The sequence below is a fragment of the Thermococcus sp. genome, from assembly GCF_015523185.1.
Taxonomy (GTDB): Archaea; Methanobacteriota_B; Thermococci; order Thermococcales; family Thermococcaceae; genus Thermococcus.
The window spans coordinates 21,634-43,385 of record NZ_WAKV01000014.1; the positions used below are offsets into that span (position 1 = coordinate 21,634).

18 protein-coding genes and 1 tRNA gene are annotated in these 21,752 nt (G+C 47.9%); 13 read left to right on the forward strand and 6 right to left on the reverse strand.

From position 1 onward, the window contains the following. Positions 1–12: 12 nt before the first annotated feature. Positions 13–2,337, reverse strand: coding sequence for a DNA polymerase (locus F7B33_RS01285; protein ID WP_297072711.1), 2,325 nt, complete (start codon positions 2,335–2,337; stop codon positions 13–15). Between the two features lie 82 nt (positions 2,338–2,419). Here F7B33_RS01285 and F7B33_RS01290 point away from each other — a divergent pair, with 82 nt between their 5' ends. Beyond that, a complete protein-coding gene (locus tag F7B33_RS01290) occupies positions 2,420–3,775 on the forward strand; it encodes an RsmB/NOP family class I SAM-dependent RNA methyltransferase (protein ID WP_297072685.1) in 1,356 nt (451 codons plus the stop codon). An 11-nt stretch (positions 3,776–3,786) separates the two neighbouring features. Here the strand turns inward: F7B33_RS01290 and F7B33_RS01295 are convergent, their stop codons facing one another. Continuing rightward, positions 3,787–7,797 (reverse strand): glycosyl hydrolase family 18 protein, encoded by a 4,011-nt coding sequence (locus F7B33_RS01295; RefSeq protein ID WP_297072687.1) that lies wholly within the window; start codon positions 7,795–7,797, stop codon positions 3,787–3,789. A gap of 196 nt (positions 7,798–7,993) precedes the next feature. On the opposite strand from F7B33_RS01295, the gene F7B33_RS01300 reads away from it, so the two are divergent. From F7B33_RS01300 to F7B33_RS01310, 3 genes are all read left to right on the forward strand, one after another. Continuing rightward, positions 7,994–8,383, forward strand: coding sequence for a hypothetical protein (locus tag F7B33_RS01300; RefSeq protein ID WP_297072689.1), 390 nt, complete (start codon positions 7,994–7,996; stop codon positions 8,381–8,383). A gap of 257 nt (positions 8,384–8,640) precedes the next feature. Further along, entirely contained in the window at positions 8,641–8,805 is a 165-nt protein-coding gene (locus F7B33_RS01305; protein WP_297066139.1) for a hypothetical protein, read from the forward strand. Further along, on the forward strand, positions 8,765–9,253 hold the full coding sequence (locus tag F7B33_RS01310; protein ID WP_297066137.1) for a PIN domain-containing protein: 489 nt from the start codon (positions 8,765–8,767) through the stop codon (positions 9,251–9,253). The genes F7B33_RS01305 and F7B33_RS01310 overlap by 41 nt, the downstream gene beginning before the upstream one ends. Here the strand turns inward: F7B33_RS01310 and F7B33_RS01315 are convergent. Further along, entirely contained in the window at positions 9,250–9,867 is a 618-nt protein-coding gene (locus tag F7B33_RS01315) for a TIGR00296 family protein (RefSeq protein ID WP_297072691.1), read from the reverse strand. The two genes, F7B33_RS01310 and F7B33_RS01315, sit on opposite strands and share 4 nt — an antisense overlap. A 92-nt stretch (positions 9,868–9,959) precedes the next feature. Between F7B33_RS01315 and F7B33_RS01320 the strand changes: the two genes are divergently transcribed. From F7B33_RS01320 to F7B33_RS01335, 4 genes are read left to right on the forward strand one after another with little or no spacing between them, the layout of a single operon-like run. After that, positions 9,960–10,262 carry an MTH1187 family thiamine-binding protein gene (locus F7B33_RS01320; protein WP_297066147.1) on the forward strand — a complete coding sequence of 101 codons (303 nt, stop codon included), beginning with the start codon at positions 9,960–9,962 and terminating at the stop codon, positions 10,260–10,262. After that, positions 10,255–11,430, forward strand: coding sequence for a DUF373 family protein (locus tag F7B33_RS01325; protein WP_297072693.1), 1,176 nt, complete (start codon positions 10,255–10,257; stop codon positions 11,428–11,430). Before F7B33_RS01320 ends, F7B33_RS01325 begins: the two co-directional genes overlap by 8 nt. Next, positions 11,387–12,445 (forward strand): hypothetical protein, encoded by a 1,059-nt coding sequence (locus F7B33_RS01330; RefSeq protein ID WP_297072695.1) that lies wholly within the window; start codon positions 11,387–11,389, stop codon positions 12,443–12,445. The genes F7B33_RS01325 and F7B33_RS01330 overlap by 44 nt, the downstream gene beginning before the upstream one ends. Positions 12,446–12,487: 42 nt before the next feature. Next, positions 12,488–13,333 carry a deoxyribonuclease IV gene (locus tag F7B33_RS01335; protein WP_297072697.1) on the forward strand — a complete coding sequence of 282 codons (846 nt, stop codon included), beginning with the start codon at positions 12,488–12,490 and terminating at the stop codon, positions 13,331–13,333. On the opposite strand, the gene F7B33_RS01340 is transcribed toward F7B33_RS01335, so the two are convergent. Together F7B33_RS01340 and F7B33_RS01345 are read right to left on the reverse strand one after the other, a co-directional pair. Then, entirely contained in the window at positions 13,334–14,944 is a 1,611-nt protein-coding gene (locus F7B33_RS01340; RefSeq protein ID WP_297072699.1) for a radical SAM protein, read from the reverse strand. 129 nt (positions 14,945–15,073) lie between these two features. After that, positions 15,074–16,117, reverse strand: a complete 1,044-nt coding sequence (locus F7B33_RS01345) for a P1 family peptidase (RefSeq protein ID WP_297066126.1) — start codon at positions 16,115–16,117, stop codon at positions 15,074–15,076. Positions 16,118–16,201: 84 nt separating this feature from the next. On the opposite strand from F7B33_RS01345, the gene F7B33_RS01350 reads away from it, so the two are divergent. From F7B33_RS01350 to F7B33_RS01360, 3 genes are all read left to right on the forward strand, one after another. After that, complete coding sequence (locus F7B33_RS01350) at positions 16,202–17,827, forward strand: iron ABC transporter permease (protein ID WP_297072701.1); 1,626 nt, start codon at positions 16,202–16,204, stop codon at positions 17,825–17,827. Beyond that, the gene (locus F7B33_RS01355; RefSeq protein WP_297063580.1) at positions 17,821–18,825 is read left to right on the forward strand and encodes an ABC transporter ATP-binding protein; all 1,005 of its coding nucleotides are present in this window, start codon (positions 17,821–17,823) and stop codon (positions 18,823–18,825) included. The genes F7B33_RS01350 and F7B33_RS01355 overlap by 7 nt, the downstream gene beginning before the upstream one ends. Before the next feature lie 74 nt (positions 18,826–18,899). Then, positions 18,900–20,273: an NCS2 family permease gene (locus F7B33_RS01360; RefSeq protein ID WP_297063673.1), complete on the forward strand. Its 1,374-nt coding sequence runs from the start codon at positions 18,900–18,902 to the stop codon at positions 20,271–20,273. A 54-nt stretch (positions 20,274–20,327) separates the two neighbouring features. Here the strand turns inward: F7B33_RS01360 and F7B33_RS01365 are convergent, their stop codons facing one another. Beyond that, entirely contained in the window at positions 20,328–20,750 is a 423-nt protein-coding gene (locus tag F7B33_RS01365) for a metal-dependent transcriptional regulator (protein WP_297063675.1), read from the reverse strand. 89 nt (positions 20,751–20,839) lie between these two features. On the opposite strand from F7B33_RS01365, the gene dph5 reads away from it, so the two are divergent. Then, positions 20,840–21,634 carry a diphthine synthase gene (dph5, locus tag F7B33_RS01370; RefSeq protein ID WP_297072713.1) on the forward strand — a complete coding sequence of 265 codons (795 nt, stop codon included), beginning with the start codon at positions 20,840–20,842 and terminating at the stop codon, positions 21,632–21,634. A gap of 40 nt (positions 21,635–21,674) precedes the next feature. Continuing rightward, positions 21,675–21,752: transfer RNA gene (locus F7B33_RS01375), tRNA-Val, on the forward strand.

The following is a 21,752-nucleotide window of genomic DNA, read 5'->3' on the forward strand; positions in this document are numbered from 1 at the left end:
GGAGCTTGGCGTTCACTTCTTCCCCATTTTGAGCCACGCTCCCAGTCCGACCTGCTTCGTCTTCTGGTAGCGCAAGTCCTCCTTACGGTAACCAAAGGCCTTCAGAATTCTCTCTACAGCGGGCAGAACCTGGTTCTCGATGTAGTACTCTGCATCATATCGGTGCTTCGTCGGGTCGAACTCGTCGAAGGGTATCGCCCTGTCCCCAATCCTGCCTGAGCCCTTGAGGACGATGTAGCTTATAACTGTCCCAGGACGGATTTTTATCCCCCTCGAGGCGAGGCGTTTTGCAACTGCCACGTGTGGGCCAGTGGCCTTGTAGTCCTTCAGGTTCCTCGTTATCTGCTCGTGGATGACGAGCTTCTCCGGTGGAACCTCGTACTTGCTGAGCTTTTCTGTCACTTCTTTAACAATCCTAACTGCCTCTTCAACGTCACCGTGCTTGAGTATAGCCTCCAAAACCCTCGCCTGCGTTTCTTTCGCTATCTCGCTCCAGTCACGCCTCACTATCTCAAGCCCGCGCGTCGTTATCTTGCCATCCTCGTCTATTAGGGCATACTTCTTTTTCGTCACGAAGAAGCCCCTGACGTAGAAGCCTTCATACTCGAGTTCAAGCAAACCGGGCAGTTTGGCGTTGATGTACTTGAGGAACTCCATCGCCTTCTTTTTGACCGTTTCGGCATCTGCCCTCGGAATCGTTGCGAAAAATCCATCGGTGTCGGCATACAGCACTTTAAAGCCAAATTTCCCCTCTATTTCTCTTATCGTGGTCTCTATGTACTCCCTGCCCCAGGCGGTAACGCTCTCGGCGCACTCCTTGCAGTACCAGCGGGCCTTTGCGTAGCCGTAGTAGCCGTAGAAGCTGTTGGCGAGGATTTTAATTGCGTGCTGCCTGTAATCGAGGAGTTTCTTCTCCAGCGGGTCGATAGTGGCCTTCATGCGCTTCTTTATCTTCTGTCTCTCCTCTAAAAGGTCGCCGAGAAGGCTTGGAATGAACCCCGGAAAGTCCTTGCAGAACTTATGGCCCACTTGAGGAGCCACATCGTATTCTTTACAGCCCTCCCTGTTGAGAGTGTCGGGCGAAACGTTGTGGGTGATTATTATCGAGGGGTAGAGGCTTCTAAAGTCTAAATACACAATATTGTTCCATAATCCCCGTTCCGGTTCCTTAACGTAACCACCGGCATAACTCTGTCTCCTCCTTGCAAGTTCCCTCTCATCGGGCTTGTTTGGAGCCAATTCGTTCCTCTCGTAGGCTTTCCTCAGGAGAAACCACTCCACAAGGTTGCCCGTACTCGAACGCGATACATCCCAGAGACTCTGGCCTATGAGCCTTGAAAGTTGCGCCTCCATCGGGAAGAACTCCTTTCCAAGCTCAAAAGTTACCTTGGCATCTTCCATCGAGTAGCGGGCTACCCTCTCTAATCCTTCGCCGGTCTCCCATGCAGTTGCTATCTCCTCAGCGTAGACCTTCTCCTTTGGCTTTCCAAAAATGGCTTCATAAACGGCCTCCAGCGTGTAGGTAGGCAGGTTTATCGTGCGCCTTATGACGGGGTACAGGTCGAAGTGAATTCTGCCCTTGACTTCAACGGCGAAGCGGTCTCCCATCCTCTGTATCTTCGGCTCGCTTCCATCTCTACCGAGAATAAACTTGACGCCGAGCTTTTCGGAGCGTCTCTTGAGGTAGGCGAAGTCGAAGTTGTCGCCGTTGTATGTGATGAGAACATCCGGGTCCTTCTCCTTGATGACTTTGAGAAAGCGCTTTATCATCTCCTTCTCCGTTGAAACTACATCAACGTAGGGCAGGTTAATCTTTTTCCAGGTTATAACCCTAGCCCCTTCCTCGTCGGCGTAACTTATCATCAGAATCGGTCCCTCTGCAAACTCTTCGCCCTCGTGGTAGAGCGTCTCGATGTCGAAGGCGAGCATTTTAAGTTCTTCATCGCCCTCCATCGGAATTAAGCCCTTGTCAATGAGGTAGCGCTTGGCAAATGGAATATCGTACTCGTAGATGTCTATCACAGCTGGATGTTCCCTGATTTTATCGCGTATCGCTGGAACGTCCTGAGGGTGGGTGAAGTAGAGCTTCCAGACCTCTATCGGCCTGCCGAGGAACTTCTTCTTAACTTTCTCGGCGCGCTTTACTTTGACGACCGTTCCGTGCCTCTTGGCGGTTATCTTTTTGATTTCCTCAATCGCTGAATCGTCTTTCAGGAGCGCGTAGAAGTAGGGCTCAAAGTCCCTATCGTACTCGATTTTAAACTCGCCGTTCTCCTTTTTGAAGACCCGAATTACAGGCTTTCCATTCTCAGTGATGTAGTCGGTATCGAGGATCATGAGGAACACCTGAAGAAATGTAGACACGGGGGCTAATAAATCTCACCACCACCTTTTTAAACCTCCCAGCGAAGGGCCGAGCATGGAGCTGTTTTATAGGATAAGCTTTCAGGAGGTAGTTGCGGACGCTTTAAGCTTAGTTGAGGAGCGTGAGCTCTCTTCCAAGCACGCCCTTGAGAGGGTCTTTAAGAAGGTGGCAGGAAGGGACCGTGAGAAGGCGAGAGGTTTGGCCCACGCTTACGTCTTCGAGATTGAGAAATGGCGCGCTAAAATAGACTTCATAATCAACTCGGTTTTGAAGGGCTCAACGGTTGAGGATTTGAACCCCTATTTGGCGAACCTCCTCCGTATAGGGACGTTTGAGATACACTTCCGGAAGGTTCCGCCGGCGGTGGCGACCGACTCAATAATCCGCGTCGTCAAGGAGCGCTTTGACTTCAGCAGGGCAAAATTCGTAAACGCTCTGATGCACTCGATAGAGAAGTTCGACGTGGAGAAAGCGTTGAAGAGGCTGAAAGAGAAGGACAGAATCGCGTGGTTGAGCGTTCGCTTCTCCCACCCGCGCTGGTACGTGGAATATGTTGTAGATTTGCTCGGCTACGACGAGGCTGTCCGTTTGCTCCTCAGCAACAACAGGCCTCAGCGCTACTACGTCAGGGCCAACACGCTGAAGACGGACGTTGATTCTCTTAGAGATTACCTTGAGGAGAACGGTGTGAGGACCGCAAGAACGCCCGTCCCAGACGTGCTAAAGGTTCTTGAATACAAAACGCCGGTCACGAGGCTCGACTGGTACAACCAGGGGAAGTTTGTGATTCAGGATTTGGCGAGCGCCTACGTCGCTCATGTCCTAAACCCGGAGCCGGGCGAGAGGGTTCTTGACCTGGCCGCCGCTCCGGGAAGCAAGACCTTCCATGCTGCATCGCTGATGGAGAATAAAGGAGAAATCGTCGCGGTTGACTACTCCTACGACAGGCTCATGAGGATGAAGGAGAAGATGAAGCTCCTGGGGATTAAAAACGTCAGGCTCGTTCACGCGGACGGCCAAAGCTTTAGGGACAAGGCCAAATTCGACAGGATAATCCTCGATGCGCCGTGTTCAAGCTCAGGAACCTATAGGCAGTTTCCTGAGGTAAAGTGGCGCTTTGATGAAAAGAAGATTAAGCGCATTATAAGTGTCCAAAGGAACATGCTCCGTAACGCCTACGAGAACCTTCGAGACGGCGGTGTGATGACCTACTCAACCTGCTCGATTAGAGTTGATGAAGATGAAGAAAACGTGCTCTTCGCCGTTGAAAGGGTCGGGCTGGAGCTAATAAAGGAGAGTTTCAGCTGGGGGGATAGGGGATTCATGGAGGTTGGGGATAAGGTTTTCAGGGCATGGACCCACAGGCACGACTGCAACAGCTTCTTCATAGCAAAATTAAAGAAAAGATAAGAAAAGATATTCTAATGCTCTCCTATTGCTTCTCTGAGTATTTTCACAGCTTCTTTTTCAAGGAGATATGCTTTTCTGATTTCCCAGAACTTTGGAACTGGTAATGGAGTTCCTCTCCATAGTTTTTGTCTTATAGTGTTTAAATCATTGCTTCTCCATGCGTCCTCTATTAATTCTGTAGCATTGTTATGAAGCTCTAATGCTTTTTGAAGAGATTTATTGTTAATATTAAGCATGGTAGCATTCTGATAGAGAGCGTTGAACTCATCATAGTATTTGAAGAACCAGTTTGTCCAAACATATGACAACGTTATTATATTAGTATACAAGTTTTCTCCTTTCGACACCAATGTAGGTATGCTACCAATGACAATTACACTAAGGTCGAATCCATTAACTGAAAATGGTAGTATAATACTCCCTCTTTCAAATGGCATTTGTCTCCATTTCCTGTTATCAAAGTCATATTGGAATACTTTAATTTGGTTAATGTCTGAGACATTGTTAATTTCGAGCTTAAAGTGGCCAAAGCCTGTTGACGTTATCACGAACGCTCTTAAGTTTTTAACTTCTGGAACATTTCCGATTATTTGTTTCAGAGTATCTTTTGAAATTTCATAAACTTCAATGTTATCAACATTAACGTCAGTTGAATATAGCCCAATATCATCAGGTGCTTCTAGTAATCTTGGCCTTACTGTTATCTCAATTGGAATCGTTAGTACTGAGTTAGTTCCTTGAATCAAGATTTTTCCTTTATAAGTTCCAGTTCTTGTGTTGAATGGAATCTTCAGAGCAACGTGAACTGGAACACTTTCATTGGGTGTCAGTGATATCACATGTGGATATGAAGTGTAGTTAATTGCGATTGAATCTTTTCCATCGGAGAGACTTGTTACTCCGATCCTTGCTATGTCTTGAATAGCAGAGTTTATTGTGAAGTCCAAGTTTATAATCTTTCCACTTACTGTACTGAAGTTGAATCCTATAGCTGAGGCTTTGAACTTTGTTGATATGGGCTCATTTAAAACATAAACAGAGAATGTCGTCTGCCTCATAAATGGAACTCCATTAACTTCACCGCTCGCTTTTAGAGTTATTGTATAGCTCCCAGCTTCTTTTGGAATGTAGTATGTATAGTAAATTCCGTTCTTGTTGTTATCAAGTTCTAGATAGTCTATATTTCCATCCGGTTTAACTATGGTTGCGTTAATATTTCCCTTTACTGGATCACCATTTCTGGTTAAAACTCCAATGAGTTTTATTGGTTCACCAAGTTTGTATGTATTCTTTTCGGTAAATAGATCAACTGTTAAGTTGGTATCTGCAAGTACCATTGCTGTAACATTTTCTCCATTCTCAGAGACATCAACTGCGGTAATGTTCATCTTCCACTCTCCAGGGAGTGGATTCTTGACTTCATATATAGCGTAAGTATCACCCTTGGTGTATGTAAGGTTTGAATTGCTTTGGGCTATTTCTGGAGTTATTACACTTCCATTGGGAGTTATTAGAGTTAGGTTAAATTTACTGCCAGACCAAGCTATAGAAAATTCTGCTGTTCTTACTGTGGGATCTACTAACACAGACCGGGTCGTACTTTCACCAGGTTTTAGTTCAATAGATTCGGAACCAAGTGTATTCCTATTCGTGATCATACCCTTTATGGAGTTATATATCTTTAAAAGAACTTCTGCTTTTCTTGCTTCGTAGTATTTTCCTCCAGTTATATCGGCTATTTTCATTAACAGATCAGAATTCAAAAATGGTCTGTTTTCAAGAGTATACCAACCGCTTGTCAGTCCAATAGTGTAAACTTTCCATCCTTTGTCCCTAAACCACTTTGCTACTGTTATTGGATTGTATGGATCTCCCCAGTTATCATCGCCATCAGTTAAGAGCATTACATATTTTGGATAATTATCTTGAGCATTCGAAAGAATGTCATAAGCAGCTTTTAAGCCAACGCCGATATACGTGCCTCCTGATGCATCTATTGTATCGATGAATGATTTAAGTCTATTTCTATCTTCTGCGCTTGAAATGTATAAGAGCCGGCCATCTGGCGGATAATATCTCACATTTCGGTCAAAATCAACAACAGCAACACCGTCACCTTTGTCCATCGAATCTACAAGCATTTTGGCGGCCTTTAGTCTTAAATCATTGTCATCACTTCCTTTCCAGTATCCATCATAGGAGTGCATGCTCCCAGAGCTGTCTATTACTAGAACAACATCTATGTTGTCTGATAAGCTGTATATTATTGTATCTTTCTCAGTAATTTCTAAGCCATTGGAAAGCTCAATTGTTAAGTCATATTTTCCTTCGTTGTTCACGGGTGGAGTATAAACCTTATAAATAGAGTATCCGTTGGAGTCAGTTCCAAGGTACTCAAATTTTGAGGTTAGTCTATGGTCAATCCATATTTTTTTCAGTAACTTACTTGCATCTATGTACGGGACTCCAGTAGAAAGTTTTATGTAAAAAGGCCGTGGATTATCGAAGGAACCCACATAAGCTGGTTTTTTAGAGCTAGGGCTTATTAGGACAGGTTTTATTACAATAAATATTGCTGAAGCATTATCCTTTCCATATTCAGGATTTTCCGCAGTAATGTGAACCTGATAAATTCCAGGTGAGAAAGAATTTGGTATTGTGAATGTTCCTTGGTAAATTCCTTCTGTTATCCTTTTCATGTTGTACACTTGGGATGAACCTTCTACATGGAATTTTACTATAGCATCAATGGGGTTACCTTTAGGTCCAACCACTTTGATATCAAACGTGACAGTATCACCTGGGAGATATTTGGAAACATTATTTCCAAAGGATATCTCGGATATAGATATTTGAGGAGACCAAAACTTACTTCTAACTAACGACCAAAATTCATTCCAAGATCTAGATTGCTTATTTCCTTCATATGAAAGGGCCCAAAAACCTACTCCTGCTAGTCTTTCTGAGATAATATAGTCAAATTTGATTCCTAATGATTCCATGTCTTCATACCAAACTTGATACCATCTACACACAATTTTCCCATTGTCTGTTTTATAGTAATATTTACAATTTGTAGTATTATTGGAAGGATATTCATACCAAGGAGTTTTGGATTTAGGATCCCACTTTTTACCATATTTAGAAGCTTCTAACAAAGCTTTGTACATCTTAATACTACTCCCATTACTAGGAACTCTCTCTGCATATGGCATTGGTGAAAAAGCTTCCCATTTATATCCATAAAGAGGTACTCCAAGTATTATTTTGTTCTTTGGGTAATACTCCTCTAGCCTCTCTACTGCTCTTGTTACTTTATCATATGGTGCTACTGGTCCTGTGTAGTGTGCATATTCCTTTTTTGGATCTTGATCATATTGACTAACATGAAAATCATAGGCCATCAAAAATACTCCATCTATATATTGGGCAATGTTTTTGTTTCTATACATTTCTTCAATCCACCCAGAGACGCAAATAAACACTTGATATTTAGGATGTAGCTTGAAATATAATTTCTTCAATAATTGTTCCATAAGGTATTTATTGTTTAAGAAGGGGTATACACTGTTCCATTCATGTCCATTTTCAAAATCTAGAATAACTCCATCTGCTTGGTAATGTTTGATAATATTATAAACATTTTCTACAAAGTTATCAGCATGAGTGGCCAGTATTTCATCTTGGATTTGAGGATTAAACGCAGTAATAGTTATTATGACCTTAATGTTGTGTTTTTGAGCTTCATTATGTATTTCCCAATATTTATAATTCAGTTGTGAAATATTCAAATCTCCATTAGGTATGGCAGGTACACTGAAATATGCAATGTGTGTTAAGCTATTCCATTGGGGAGAATATAAGGAGTTAGCCCAACTAGGCCAAAATCCAAATACTATTTTTGTTTTGGTATTATCAACTTTTGTAGTTGTTGAAGTTGCTCCGGATATTGGTATAGGTCTTAAGCTGACCAAAAACATAACTACTAATAAAAGACCAAATACTTTTTTCATACATATCATCTCCAGTTAACATTGTTTCCTAACAATTTAGTTTTTTGGTGTTTTTTTACTTTTCTAAATCTTTATTGAATTAGTTTTGATAGAATAAAATTTAGTTTGACAATATAATGATATCCTTATGAGAATTTTGTCATAGTGTTAAAATTACAAATAGCATAAAAACAAATACAAACCTCACAATTAACTATAGCTTGCCGTGTTTTTAGCAGTCTGGCTCGCGAGAAAGGAAACGACGAACAAAGCCAGAAAGGCCCTTGCTTTGACCGGTCTAATAGCCATCCTTTCCTTGGCTCTGGCACCCATCAACGTCCCCTTCGCCGTTAACACATTCGTTACCTTTACCGCAGGCGCATTGGCTCTAATTTACAGGGATGAACTTCTAAAGGGAATGCCCGCCTTCATGTACGGCTGGATCGGTGCGGGCATCGGATTCATACTGGCCATAATTGTTGTTCCTAGAGTGGTTACAGGGGACGTTGAAAGGGTTCTCGCGTTGGTGGGGCTTATGATCGTTTCAATGGTTGTTTTTCTGGCTCTCGGACGGAAGCTTCACTACAGACCCTTCAACAGATACCCCAGTTATTAGATTCCTCATCTTTTTGATTTTTAGTGGAAAACAGCGTAGAGGGCAATCAGGTAGTACAACGCCGTGTAGGCTACGGCTTCTCTTCTCCATACTTTTCAATCATTTTTGCACTCAGCTCACGCTGTTGAAGAGTGAGGATTTAAGGGAAGACATTATTCGAGACTATCACTTACTATCGTTGCCTGTTCCAGTAGTTGGACTAACCGTTTGGGATTGGGGATGGAAAGGGTTAAAACTATCTCATCCAATTCTCACACATGGAGAGCGTGGCACCTAACTTTGAGGAAGTCTTTGCGCTGGCTAACCTTCTCAGGACACGTTACCTTCCCGAAAAAAAGGGAAAGGGACGAAAGAAATTAAAAGGCTCCTGGAGGGAGCTTCGTGAATACATCGAAGAGTACAGGGACGTTTCTGGACAGTAGCGTCATGGTCAATACCATAGTCGAGACTGAGCTTACCAAGTTTACCGACAGAGTCTTTGAGAGATTTCCACTTATAACGTCTGAAACCGTTATAGACGAAAGTGTTTACGTAATAATCCGCAAGCTGTTCGCCGAAAGGGCAATCAAAAATCGATTCGATGTCAAAAGAAAACTTCAAACCCCTATGGGTGAGGAGATTATTGAGGAGGCCATAACACTCGTTATGAATCTCATCGAGGAGAAAAACGTGGCAATAGTTAGGGATGCGGACATATACCTAACGCTAGCAACTATGAAGAAATATCTGCTCCTTCCTCACGATGCTAAAATAATATCCACGATGCTTCAAAACGGCATCAGGGAGCTAACAACCTTCGACGAGGATTATAGAGTCGTCCCGGGTATTGTTCTGCTTCCGGAAGACTACTGGAGAACAGAGAAAGATTAGACCAGAGGCTTCCTCCTCACGGGGCCCCTTGGATACTCCTCCTCAAATATCTCAGCCGTGAACCGGTAGACTTTAGTATCAGGGTCAAGCCAGCAGTCGGGTGGAAGGCCGGCCTTCCAGCAGGTCTGCGATAAAAACTCCTCTTCGTCCCAGCCCCACTCGACCGGCACCTGCGGGAGCAGTAGGCCGGAGTATATGCCCTTCTCAATGAGCAGACCGTCTCTGCCGACCTTTATTTTCTTGGGCCTCTCCTCTGGCGGACCTTCCACGAGTTCTGGAGGCGTTAAAACGCTGACCTCAACGACGATATCGTCCAACTCGCTCTCCCTAACCGGCGGAAAACGCGGGTCGTCAACGGCCGCGTAGATTGCCGCCTTTATAGTGGTCTCAACCAAGGGGTAAATCGGGAGAGGAAAGCCTATGCAACCCCTCAGGGCCATCTGCGGGGGGACGTTGTGCCTGTTGAGGGTCACAAAAACGCCCATCTTCTCCCATAGCTCCGGAGGAGTGTCCTCGGGTGGCTTTATTACTCTTCCGTGCCTCACGTACTCCTCAACGGCTTTTCTCGCGAGCCTGACGAGGAACTCGCCCCACTCGTCCTTTATTCGGTACATTTTCCTCACCCCTTAAAATTACCTCACGTTAGTTTATTAACCTATCGCAACCCTTAAATTACTGCCGATAGAGATTAAAGCGGGTGTCGAAGATGGTCATCGTTGAGTTCGTGGTTGTGCCCCTTGGGGAGAAGAGCCTCAGCAGATACGTTGCGGAGGTGATAAAGCTTTTAGAGAGGAAGGGCGTTAAATATCAGTTGACACCCATGGCTACAATCATCGAGACCGAGACTGTAAGAGAGGCCCTTAAGATAATCGAGGAAGCTCATGAGCTTATGTTTGAACTCGGTGCCGAGAGGGTTTCGACGACGATAAGGATTGACGACCGCAGGGACAGGGAACGGCACATGGAAGACAAGGTAAAATCCGTGATGGAAAGGGTCAGGGGTGGTTGAGATTAGGGTTCTCGTTCTGGCCATTGACCGCGACGACGACTTCGGGAAGAAGGCGGGAGTTAAGGGGCCGGTTATCGGGCGAGAGGCTTGTATAGACGCTGCCCTTAAGCTCAGCCTGGCAGACCCAGAGGACAGCGATGCCAACGTTGTTTACGCCGCAGTTAAGCTCGCCGATGAGCTCAAAGAAAAGGGGGAGTTCGACGAAGTCGAGGTCGCGATAATAACCGGCCACCCGAAGGTTGGGCTAAAGAGCGATATGGAGTTGGCAAGGCAACTTGAGGAAGTCCTCAAGGTATTCCCGGCTAATGGCGTCATTCCCGTAACTGATGGCGCTGAAGACGAGCAGATTTTCCCGATAATAACTTCCCGGGTGCCGATAATAACCTCTCATCGCGTTGTGGTCAAGCAAAGTCCGGGTATAGAGACCACGTGGTACATCATAGTGAAGTACCTCAAGGAAATTCTGAGCGACCCGGAGGTCGCGAGGGTCGTCTTTGGAATTCCGGGTTTGATGGCGTTGCTCTATGGAATAGCAAAACTTGTAGGTGTCTGGTATCCCGAGAGCGAGAAGATAGTCTCTACGGTAATATGGGGAACCGTTCTTCTCATAATCGGTGGTATCTTCTTTGCCAAGGGCTTCAACTTCAGTCTGGGTAGCATGCTATCCTCCCTGCGGAGGGCGGTAGTTGAGCAGTTCGTTGTGGTTCTGTCTTTCGTTGCTGGAATCCTTATAATAATAAGTGGGGCGATTAACGCTTATCTCAACCTCGAAAGCTACTCCCTGGAACTAATAGGTAGCTATCCCGGGACATCTCTACTTGCGACTCTGATTTATCTTAATGCATTGTCCGTTTCCATCGCCTTGGGAATAGCGGTTATGATGGCCGGAAGAGTGATTCAGGCCTACCTCAAGAGGGACCACCACATCTGGTACTATGCCTCTGCCCTCCTCATGACTCCAGCTTTATGGGTGACGATTGACCTAACTACCCGCTATGCTTTAGCTATACTCACGATTTCTGACATCGATGTTTTCCAGAAGTTGATCTTTGCGATATTTGATGTTATTCTTGCAGTCGTGATTGGTGTCTATCTCCGAGGAAAAGTTAGAGGGTGGGTAAAAGTTGAAACTGGAGGAAGCGATACGAAAATACGAACTAAGGCGTGAAGAGAGCCTAAGACGGGCTGAAAAGCTCAGAAAAAAATACAACAAATGGCTTGAAAAGAAGAAACGGGAACTTTTGAAAGCCCTTGAAAGGCTTGAAAGGGCCAAGCCTCCAAAGAAAGTCGACGAGAGGTTGCTCCAAATTGTGGAGGCAGATAGGAGAAACTATATAAGCGCCATGAGACATGCCCTGGAAGGCATTCGAACAATGGAGGAACTTGGAAAACGGCTCTCGGACATCTCAAAGATTCATCTTGACTATGGAAAGCACGTCATGATCCTCTTCGAGAAGGAGATATACTCCATAAACTCTATCCTAAGGGAGCTCAGTGAGGGTTATTCAGAGTTTATGAAGCAACTCATGGAGGTCCTTCCCCCCAAAATAGATGTCTCCAAAAAGCTGGAAGAGTTAAAAAGAACCCACGAGGAGTTCACCGAGAAAAAGAAAAAGCTGATTGAACTTGCAGGCCGAGTCGAGGAAGAGAGAAAGAAAGTGGAAGAGGTTCTGTCATCAAAGGAATTCCGCGATATTGAAAAGGAAATCAACGATGTTTCGAGAAGAATCCGCTCCATAGAACTTGAACTCCGCTCGAAGGTTTCAAAGCTCCAGAAGCCCCTCAAAAGAATGAGACTCGGGGGAATAGCCGACGAAGTCGCCAGGGACAGTGGCGTTGCCCTTGAACGGCCGGAGGAGTTCATTTCGCTCCTCCAGTCTGTATACCCTCGTCTCGACGGAAAGGCCAAGAAATCCGCGGAGTGGTTGCTTGCCAATTTTGAATCGGAGCTTTTGGAGGTAAGCAAACTCAAGAAAGAGCTTGCTGAGCTCGAAGAACGGAAAAGGAACGTAGTTAAAAGCATTGAGCCCGCTCGTGAAGAACTCAGCTCTTTAGAGAATGAACTAGCCCTGATTTCCGAGGAACTTCACAAGCTCGAAAGGAAGCTCTCAAAAATTGAAAAAGAGCTCGAGGATGAGTTGAACAAGCTGGAAGAATACCTTGGCGAGAAAATCGAACGGTAGCCTTATAAGTTAGGCTTTCCTAATTATTTAGGGTGGTGAGGGATGTTCAGGGTTGATAGGCTACGCTTCGGAACCGCAGGAATACCGCTGTCAACTCCTAAGCGCTCAACGATAGACGGTATAATCCACGTTAGAAACCTTGGTCTAGATGCCATGGAGCTTGAGTTCGTCCGCGGTGTTAACATCAAGCCCGAGCTGGCGAAGAAGATAAAGTACACCGCCAAAAAGCACGACGTTCTCTTAACGGCTCACGCACCCTATTATATCAACCTCAACGCGAGCGAGAAGGCCAAAGTTGAAGCAAGCAAGAGGAGAATAATCCAGAGCGCCGAGAGGCTTCACCAGGCCGGTGGCTGGAGCGTCGTTTTCCACGCCGGTTATTACCTCAAGCAACCGAAGGAGAGCGTTTACCAGAGAATCCTTGAGGCCCTGAAGGACGTGCAGAGAGAACTGATGGACAGGGGTGTTAAGGTCTGGCTCAGGCCGGAACTCACAGGAAAGCCGACCCAGTTTGGTGACTTGGAGGAGATAGTGAAGCTCAGCGAAGAAATGGAAATGGTTCTCCCGACGATAGACTTCGCCCATGCCCATGCAAGGAACAAAGGAAAGTGCAACTCAATCGAAGAGTGGCGCGAGATGCTGGCGTTTATTGAGGACAGGCTCGGCAGGGAGGCACTGGACAACATGCACATCCACATGTCGGGCATAGAGTACACCGAGAAGGGCGAGAGGAGGCACATCCCCCTCCAGGAGAGTGACATGAACTGGGAGGATTTACTCCGCGTTCTGAAGGAGTTCAGGGTGAAAGGCGTCGTCATAAGCGAGAGCCCCAACATTGAGGAAGATGCACTGCTCATGAAAAGGAAATACGAGGAGATAAAGGTTTAATCAGTACGCCTCGACGAGACTTGGCTGAGCATACCATCTGTGCTCCTCCACCTCAACCCGGAGTCCCTCTATGGGTTCTAACCTCTTGACCTCATAACCTTTGCTTTTGCCCCACTTCTCAATCTGTTTTATGACGATTCTCGTTCCCAGCCGGGCTAGTGGGTAGAATGGTATCAGAAACGGGTTGTTCTTCATGACCGCGGGCAGTCCCCTTGTTACTTCTCTCATCATATGCTTCCAAGCGTAGTAAAGGTGCAGGAACTGGCCGTAGGTTATCATTTCGTCAATTCTATAGAACTCCTGGTTCCGAAGGAGACCCATCGGAACGAATGCCAGCGGTGTGACCGTGAAATGGGCTCTGTTGCCGAGCTTCTCCTCCAATTCCCGCTCCATCGTGACGATTAGTCGGGCGGTCATTATCTCGTACTCATCAGTGTCCCCGGGAAGGCCGAGTATCGTCGTGTAGGCGGGGAACCAGTAGTTCTTGTTGAAAACATACGTTCCGTTGAGGAGAACCCACGGCCACTCTTCGGGCGAGAAAGGCTTCATCTTGTTGTTCATGTACCTCCCGATGAGTTCCGGCGAGGCCGTCTCAAAGCCCACTTGTATTCCTATCCAGTGACTCGGCCCGGCTCCTACTATCTCGGAAATTCGTTCTATCATACCTGGAACCGCCAGCGCCCCAGCCACCGCGCCGTGTGTGGGATTTACGTTCTTCGTGTACTTCCTTGCGACCTCAAAGAGCTCCACGACGGCTTCCGCGTTGGGATAGAAGTTCTTCCTGTCCTCAACCCGGTAAAGGAAGATGTCCTCGCTGTGGAGCCAGGCGTGGTCTATTCCGTTGTCAACGTTGAGCTTTATCTCCTCCCCTATCCTTTCGAGTGGCATGTAGCGGGCCACCCTCAGGTTGGGCTCGCAGAAGCGACATCCCCTGCCACAGCCTCTCATGACTTCAACGAGGCCCTTATAGGATGGGGCGACTATCGTTGGAATCTGCTCAACCCGGGGCCAGGTTTTTATGAATATCGTTTCGTCCCCACTTCCACTCTCTATATCGCGGAATAGCTCGCCGGCGACGTGGTCAACTTCACCTATGACAACGTGGTCTATTCCGAGCCTCTCCCGTTCCTCCTTCCTGAAGTCGAGTTGCCAGGCTCCTGGTCCACCAACGACGAGCTTGAACTTCAGGTTCTTTGTCTCCCTAACCCGGTTTATCCTCTCGACGAGCTCCCTGAACTTGACGCTCGTGTAGTTCTTCCACCGGCCGCCGTTCGTGAACATCATGCTCACAGGTCCGAGGCCAAGGGGGTCCATCTCGTACAGGGCAACCACGGTAGTATCCTCACCAATGAAGCGCTCGACGGTTCGCGGGTGGGCAACCACGACCTCATCCCGTCTGAAACCGTCCCGTAGCAGTGCCGCCTCAACCTTTCTGAGCCCGTAGGGAGCCTGACTTAGAACGCCGTTTTCGTCAGTTAGCTGAGTATCGAGGAGGCGGAAGACCCACTTGGGTAGCTTGTTGTAGGGTGCACATCCTAAAAAATCGAGGAGGGGCACGTCGTGGTATGTGCTCGTCAGCGTTTCGTCGGTGGTAAGGACGATGCGTGTCATTGTGCACCACCATTGGTATGAAGAAAATCTTGCATATATACGCTTTTCGGATTTCAGTAGTGTTTAAAGATAAAACTTCAATACTCTAATATACTAACTAAAAACTATTGTAAAAATGAATTGAAACCACTAAGCCTTTTCAACTACTCCGTGCTTTTCCAAAATTTCGAGGACCTTCTCGACCGGCAGGACGTACCTAACATGACCGTTGCCCTTCATTGTCTTCGCCTCCAATAATGCGTTTATTATCGCCTCCTCGGTTGCCTCTGCAGTGGCTCTGAAAAGCCTGCTCAGTACGTTGTCCGGCAGAAAGCTCACCATTTCTGGTTCCTTTCCAAATGGAGTGCTCTGGGCAGTTGAGAAGGCCAGAACAACGTCGCCACTACCGTGGTATGCGTAGCCACCCGTTCTCGCAAGCCCTATCACTGCCCTCTTCGCGAGTCTCTTCAACTGCCGGGCCGTCAGAGGGGCATCAGTGGCTACCACCATTGAAATGCTTCCTCTCCCGGAGATGCCCCTTCCGGGGTAGTCACTAAGGTAGAGTCCAACGGGGATTCCGGCGATGGTTAAATCCTCCCTTCTGCCAAAGTTCGCCAAGACGAGAGAAGCAACGGTGTACTCCTCACCGCCTATCTCGACAATCCTTGACGAAGAGCCTATCCCTCCTTTGAACTCAAAAGCGCTCATTCCCGTGCCGGCTCCAACAGAACCTTCCTCAAAGTCCAGTCTGGCATTTTTGAGGGCCTCGAAGTAATGCTCCTCTTTAACGGCCATCTTCTGGACGTTGTTGAGATAAGAGTCGTTACACTCCATGACGACCGGGGAGACGCTCTTCAAATCGGGATTGAGTTCAATCATATGCTTAACTACTGCGCTTGCCACGGTGTAGACGCTCAGCGTGTTTGTTAGAGCTATCGGCGTTTCGATGTATCCGAGCTCCTCAACTTGGATAAAACCAATTGGCTTTGAGTAGCCGTTCATGACGAAGGTTGCCGAGAAAAGCCGTTCCCTATATGGGTTCTTTACAGGTGGGAGGAGAACTGTAACGCCCGTCCTTACGTCGTCTCCTTCAACTAGCGTTGTATGGCCGACTTTAACGCTCAGGTCCGCTATCGAGTTCCTTTTTCCGTTCTCATAAAGGCCGATTTTTATTCCCAGCTCGGGGGCCTTCATGGTACCACCTCTTTTACGTTGGGAGAAGGATTTAACAAACTTGTCCAATCAACGCTTATAAAGAGGCAAAACCGAGTTGTGACCATGAAACTCAGGACTGGTTACTTCATCGCGGTTCCCTCTCTTGCTTTCCTGCTGATTTTCTTCTACCTGCCCCTAGCCGATATCCTACAATTGGGCCTCTGGGAAAACGGCCCGACATTACGGTTCCTCTCCTCTGTTTTGAGTAACTCCTACCACCGCTGGGTTATTCTCTTCACAATCGGTCAGGCGTTGGCATCGACCCTTTTGACTCTCCTAATCGGACTTCCGGGAGCTTATATCTTCGCCAAGTATGAATTCCCTGGAAAGAGGCTAATCCGAGCCCTTTTGACGGTTCCATTCGTAATGCCCGGCATAATGGTGGCCCTTGGGTTTATCCTCCTCTTCGGAAAGGACGGGTTCATAGCACATCTAATGGGCCATGACCCCGGTATAATCTACACATGGAAGGCCATCCTCCTAGCCCACGCCTTCTACAACTTTCCAGTTGTTGTTAGAATGGTCTCGTCGCTCTGGCAGAGGGTTAATCCCCACTACGAGGAGATGGCCAAAACGCTCGGCGCGAGGGGCTTTAAGCTCTTCTGGAAGGTTACCCTGCCCTTAATCTCGCCGGCAATCTTTGCATCTGCGATGCTTACGTTCGTCTTCTGCTTCCTGAGCTTTTCTGTCCCCTTAATCCTTGGTGGCTATCGCTACGTTACAATGGAGGTCGACATCTTTTCGACGGTAATGACGCTCCTAGATTTCAGAACCGGCGCGGCCCTAGCAGTTATCCAAATAACCCTCAGTGCATTCTTCATGTACATCTACCTTCGTTCCCTCGATGCCTACTCAAAGAGGGAGGAGCAAAGAGTCCTTCAGAGGCCGGCGAGACTTACACGTGAAGACCTTTTCAGCCTCAAGGGACTGGGGATAATCCTCTATTCTGCCCTCGTTTTCGTCTTCATTGTTGTCCCCCTGATTGCCATAGTCTATGATTCCCTCCTCTATAACGGCCATCTGAGCCTTGAGAACTATCGCAGGGTTTTTTCCCCTGAGTACAACCCGATGTTCGGAATCTCGACCCTTGGAACGATTAAAAACTCCCTCCTTTTCGGCTTCACAACAGTTGTTCTCTCAATCATGATAGCCCTTCCCTTAGCGTATCTCCTTAACCGCCACGATTTCAGGGGGAAGGGGGTTCTCGACGTTCTCGTAATGCTCCCTCTCGCGAGCTCGCCGGTAACGGTCGCTCTCGGCTACATCATGGCCTTCCAGTCAACACCCCTCTACTACACCTTCTGGATTGTGGCCATAGCCCACTCGGTAATTGCTTACCCCTTCGTTTTCCGCTCTCTCTCAACGGGACTCGGTAAGATAAAACGGAACCTGCGCGAAGCGGCCTTAGCCCTCGGGGCCAACGAGTGGAGGGCCTTTTTAAGGGTTGAGTTTCCCCTCGCCTTTGGAAGCTTCCTTGTCGGGGCAATCTTTGCCTTCGCGATGAGCATTGCCGAGCTCGGTGCAACCTACATGCTTGCCAAGCCTGAATACACCACTATGAGCCTCGCGGTCTACAAGTTCTTAGGTGCGAGGCATTTTGGCAGTGCCTCGGCTTTATCTGTGCTCCTCATGCTCGTTTCGGCAGTTGGATTCCTGATAATAGAGGGGGTCGGTGAGGAGGTATGGTGAGCGTCGAACTGAGAAACGTTGAAAAACGCTGGGAGGGATTTGAACTTCACGTTGACCTCTCCGTTAAAGATGGCGAGTTTCTCACGTTCCTTGGCCCGAGCGGTTGTGGAAAGACGACGACGCTGAGGATAATAGCGGGCCTTGAAAGGCCCGACTCCGGGAGGGTTCTCTTCAGTGGGAGGGACGTTACCGAACTGGAACCCTACGAGAGGAACATTGGCATAGTTTTCCAGGATTACGCGCTCTTTCCGCATATGACCGTGTTTAAAAACATCGCATTCGGCCTCGAGATGAGAAAGCTTCCAAGGGCTGAAATCGAAAAAAGGGTGAAGTGGGCCCTTGAGCTCGTCAAGCTGAAGGGCTTTGAGAACCGCTATCCCGAACAGCTCTCGGGTGGACAGCAACAGAGGGTTGCACTTGCTAGGGCCCTCGTTGTCGAGCCGGAGGTTCTTCTCCTCGACGAGCCACTGAGTAACCTTGATGCCAAGATAAGGGAGCGTTTGCGGTCTGAAATACGAAGAATTCAGCGTGAGCTCGGCATAACGACGATTTACGTTACCCACGACCAGGAGGAGGCCATGGCAATAAGCGACAGGATAGCCGTCATGAACGTCGGAACCGTTGAACAGGTCGGAAAACCCTTGGAGCTCTATTACAGGCCAAGAACAGAGTTTGTGGCCCGCTTCCTCGGGACGGGTAACATACTGGAGCTTGAAGCCGAGAATGGGGTTGCGAGGCTCGGAAACCTTGAGCTTCGTGTTGGTGTTGACGGAAAGGTTAGGGTATTCTTCAGGCCGGAGAGCGTTATCATCACCAAAGGGAGCAATGCAGAGGTTGTTGACTACGAGCTCCTTCCCGGCAGGATGAGGCTATACCTCGATGTTGAAGGCCGTTTAATAATCGCCGAGCGTCCCCTGCCGGATTTGCCCTTCGAAGCGAATCATGTTCCTTCGAGGGTTGGGATAGTGATAAGGTCTTTTTCTCTTCTCGATTTGTAACAAATTTATGTCAAAAAAAGTTTTATAAATCTGTTTTATAGCCTTTTCTGTGTCAATCAAAGGGGGGGACGCTCATGGGATGGTTTGAGGAGTACTTCCACTTTGAAAGGTATGGAACCAACATGAGAACTGAAATCCTTGCCGGCGTGACGACTTTCCTCACCATGGCGTATATCCTCTTTGTGAACCCCCAGATACTCAGCGCTGCAATGGGTAAAGAGGCGTTTGATTCACTCGTTGCGGTTACTGCGCTCTCTGCCGGCATAACGACGATTATCATGGGCCTTTACGCCAGAAAGCCATTCGCCCTCGCCCCGGGGATGGGGCTCAATGCGTACTTTGCCTATACCGTTGCCCCCAAGTATGGCTGGAGGGTTGCCCTCGCGGCAGTTTTTGTTGAGGGTCTGATTTTCATAGCGCTCACGCTGACAAAGGTCAGGAGTGCAGTAATCCATGCGATTCCAAAGAGCCAGAAGTACGCCATCGGTGCCGGAATAGGTCTGTTCCTCACTCTCATTGGCCTAAACGACGTTGGAATCCTCTCGGCTCAGGTGGAGGGTTCAAAGGACGCTATAATACCCCTCGGAAAGACCGTCCTCCTTTCGGGGACACTCAAGTTTACCGGACTTAACACGAGTGTTCTGCTTTCAAAAGAGGTTCTCCTGTTTCTCTTTGGTCTCCTCCTAACTGGCATTCTCATAGCGATGCGCATCAAAGGAGCCCTCCTGATATCAATCCTGACGACAAGCGTTCTTGGTTGGATTACCGGAGTAGCACCTTGGCCGGAAAAGCTGTTCTCGACCCCTACAATAAGCTACACCTTCATGAAGATGGACCTCCACGGTCTCATTAACGCCGGGGCCCTTGGTGTCGTCTTTGCTTTCTTCATGGTGGACTTCTTCGACACCCTCGGAACGGTAACAGGCCTCAGCGCCAAGGCTGGTTTTCTCACTAAGGACGGCAAGGTTCCAGATGCTGAGAAGGTTCTCTTGACCGATGCGATAGGAACTACCCTCGGTGCCGTCCTTGGAACCTCGACCGTTACCACCTACATCGAGAGCGCCGCTGGAATAGAAGAAGGCGGAAGGACAGGAATGACTGCCCTCGTCACAGGTCTGCTCTTCCTTGCGATAGGGCTCTTTATTGCACCCCTGGCAAGTTCTATCCCAAGTTTTGCAACCGCTCCAGCGCTTGTCATAGTCGGCTACTACATGCTCAGCGCCCTTAAGGAGGTTGACTTCAGCGACCACACCGAGGCTTTACCCGCTTTCCTTGTGCTCATCACGATACCCTACACCTACTCCATAGCGGACGGAATAGGCGTTGGCTTCATAAGTTACACCCTTCTCAAGGTCTTCAGCGGTCGCTGGAAGGAAGTCCACCCGTTAATGTACGTCTTGGCTCTGGTTTTTGTAACCTACTTTGCCTACCTCGGTGGTCTCTTCTGATTTCTTTTTTAAGCGAAGAAGAGGGAATCGGTGATTAAACGAAAAGCGTTAAAATCACTCGTCCAGTTTCTCCTTCAGGAACTGCTTGAGGACGTATGGGCACTGCTCCTGTATGAACTTCGCGAACTCCTTCATTCTCTTGACTGTGACCTCGCTCACGTAGTGCTCGAACTGGCAGGCGTCGTGCTCCGCTATCTCGGGCGGGATTCCAAGTATATCCACGAAGAACTTCGTCAGGAAGACGTGCTTTGAATAAGTCTCTTCGGCTATTTTCTTGCCTTTTTCCGTGAGAAGAATCCTGTCGTACTTCTCATACTCTACGAGTCCCTTCTCGGCGAGCTTCTTGAGGGCATCAACAACGCTTGGCGGTTTGACATTCATTATCTTGGCTATGTCCTTCACCCTGATTACGCCCTTGTTTTTGTGAAGGATGTACATTGCCTCTAGATACTCCTCTTCCCTCTTGCTGACATGCACGGCCCTCACCGGGTTAGGTTTGCCAAAAACCTTTAAGTAGTTTTCCCAAAACTTAAAAGTTTTAGGTGAATCGGCTATCGGTGGTGGCTATGGCACTCTACTTCATTGGCCTTGGGCTTTACGACGAGAAGGACATAACACTTAAGGGTCTCGAAGTGGCGAGGAAATGCGATAGGGTTTTTGCGGAGTTCTACACCTCACTCCTTGCGGGGACAAGTATAGACAGGATTGAAGAGCTCATAGGCAAGCCGATAGTTAGGTTGAGCAGAGAAGACGTGGAGCTGAACTTCGAGAAAATTGTTCTCCCCGATGCAAAGGAAAAGGACGTTGCTTTTCTTACCGCCGGCGACCCGATGGTGGCGACGACGCATTCCGACCTGAGGATTAGGGCCAAAAAAGCTGGAGTTGAGAGCTACGTTATCCACGCCCCTAGCATATACTCGGCGGTGGCAATCACGGGACTCCAGATTTACAAGTTCGGAAAGAGTGTTACAGTGGCTTACCCCGAGAAGAACTGGTTCCCGACAAGTCACTACGACGTCATAAAGGAGAACCGCGAGAGGGGTCTTCACACGCTCCTGTTCCTCGACATAAAGGCCAACCAGAACCGCTACATGACGGCAAATGAGGCTATGGATATACTCCTGAAGGTCGAGGAGATTAAGAAAGTAGGGATTTTTACGCCCGAGACCCTCGTCGTGGTTCTGGCGAGGGCAGGTTCCCTGAACCCGACCATAAGGGCGGGTTATGTAAAGGACCTAATCAACGAGGACTTTGGAAGACAGCCCCACGTCCTCATCGTTCCGGGAAGGCTCCACATAGTTGAGGCAGAATATCTAGTTGAGTTCGCCAACGCCCCGGAGGAGATTCTGGAGGAAGTTTAGCGAAAGCTTTATATTTTTGTTTGCCTCCCATACTCCGGGCGGGCCCGTGGTCTAGTCTGGTTATGACGCCGCCCTCACGAGGCGGAGGTCCGGGGTTCGAAGCCCCGCGGGCCCACCA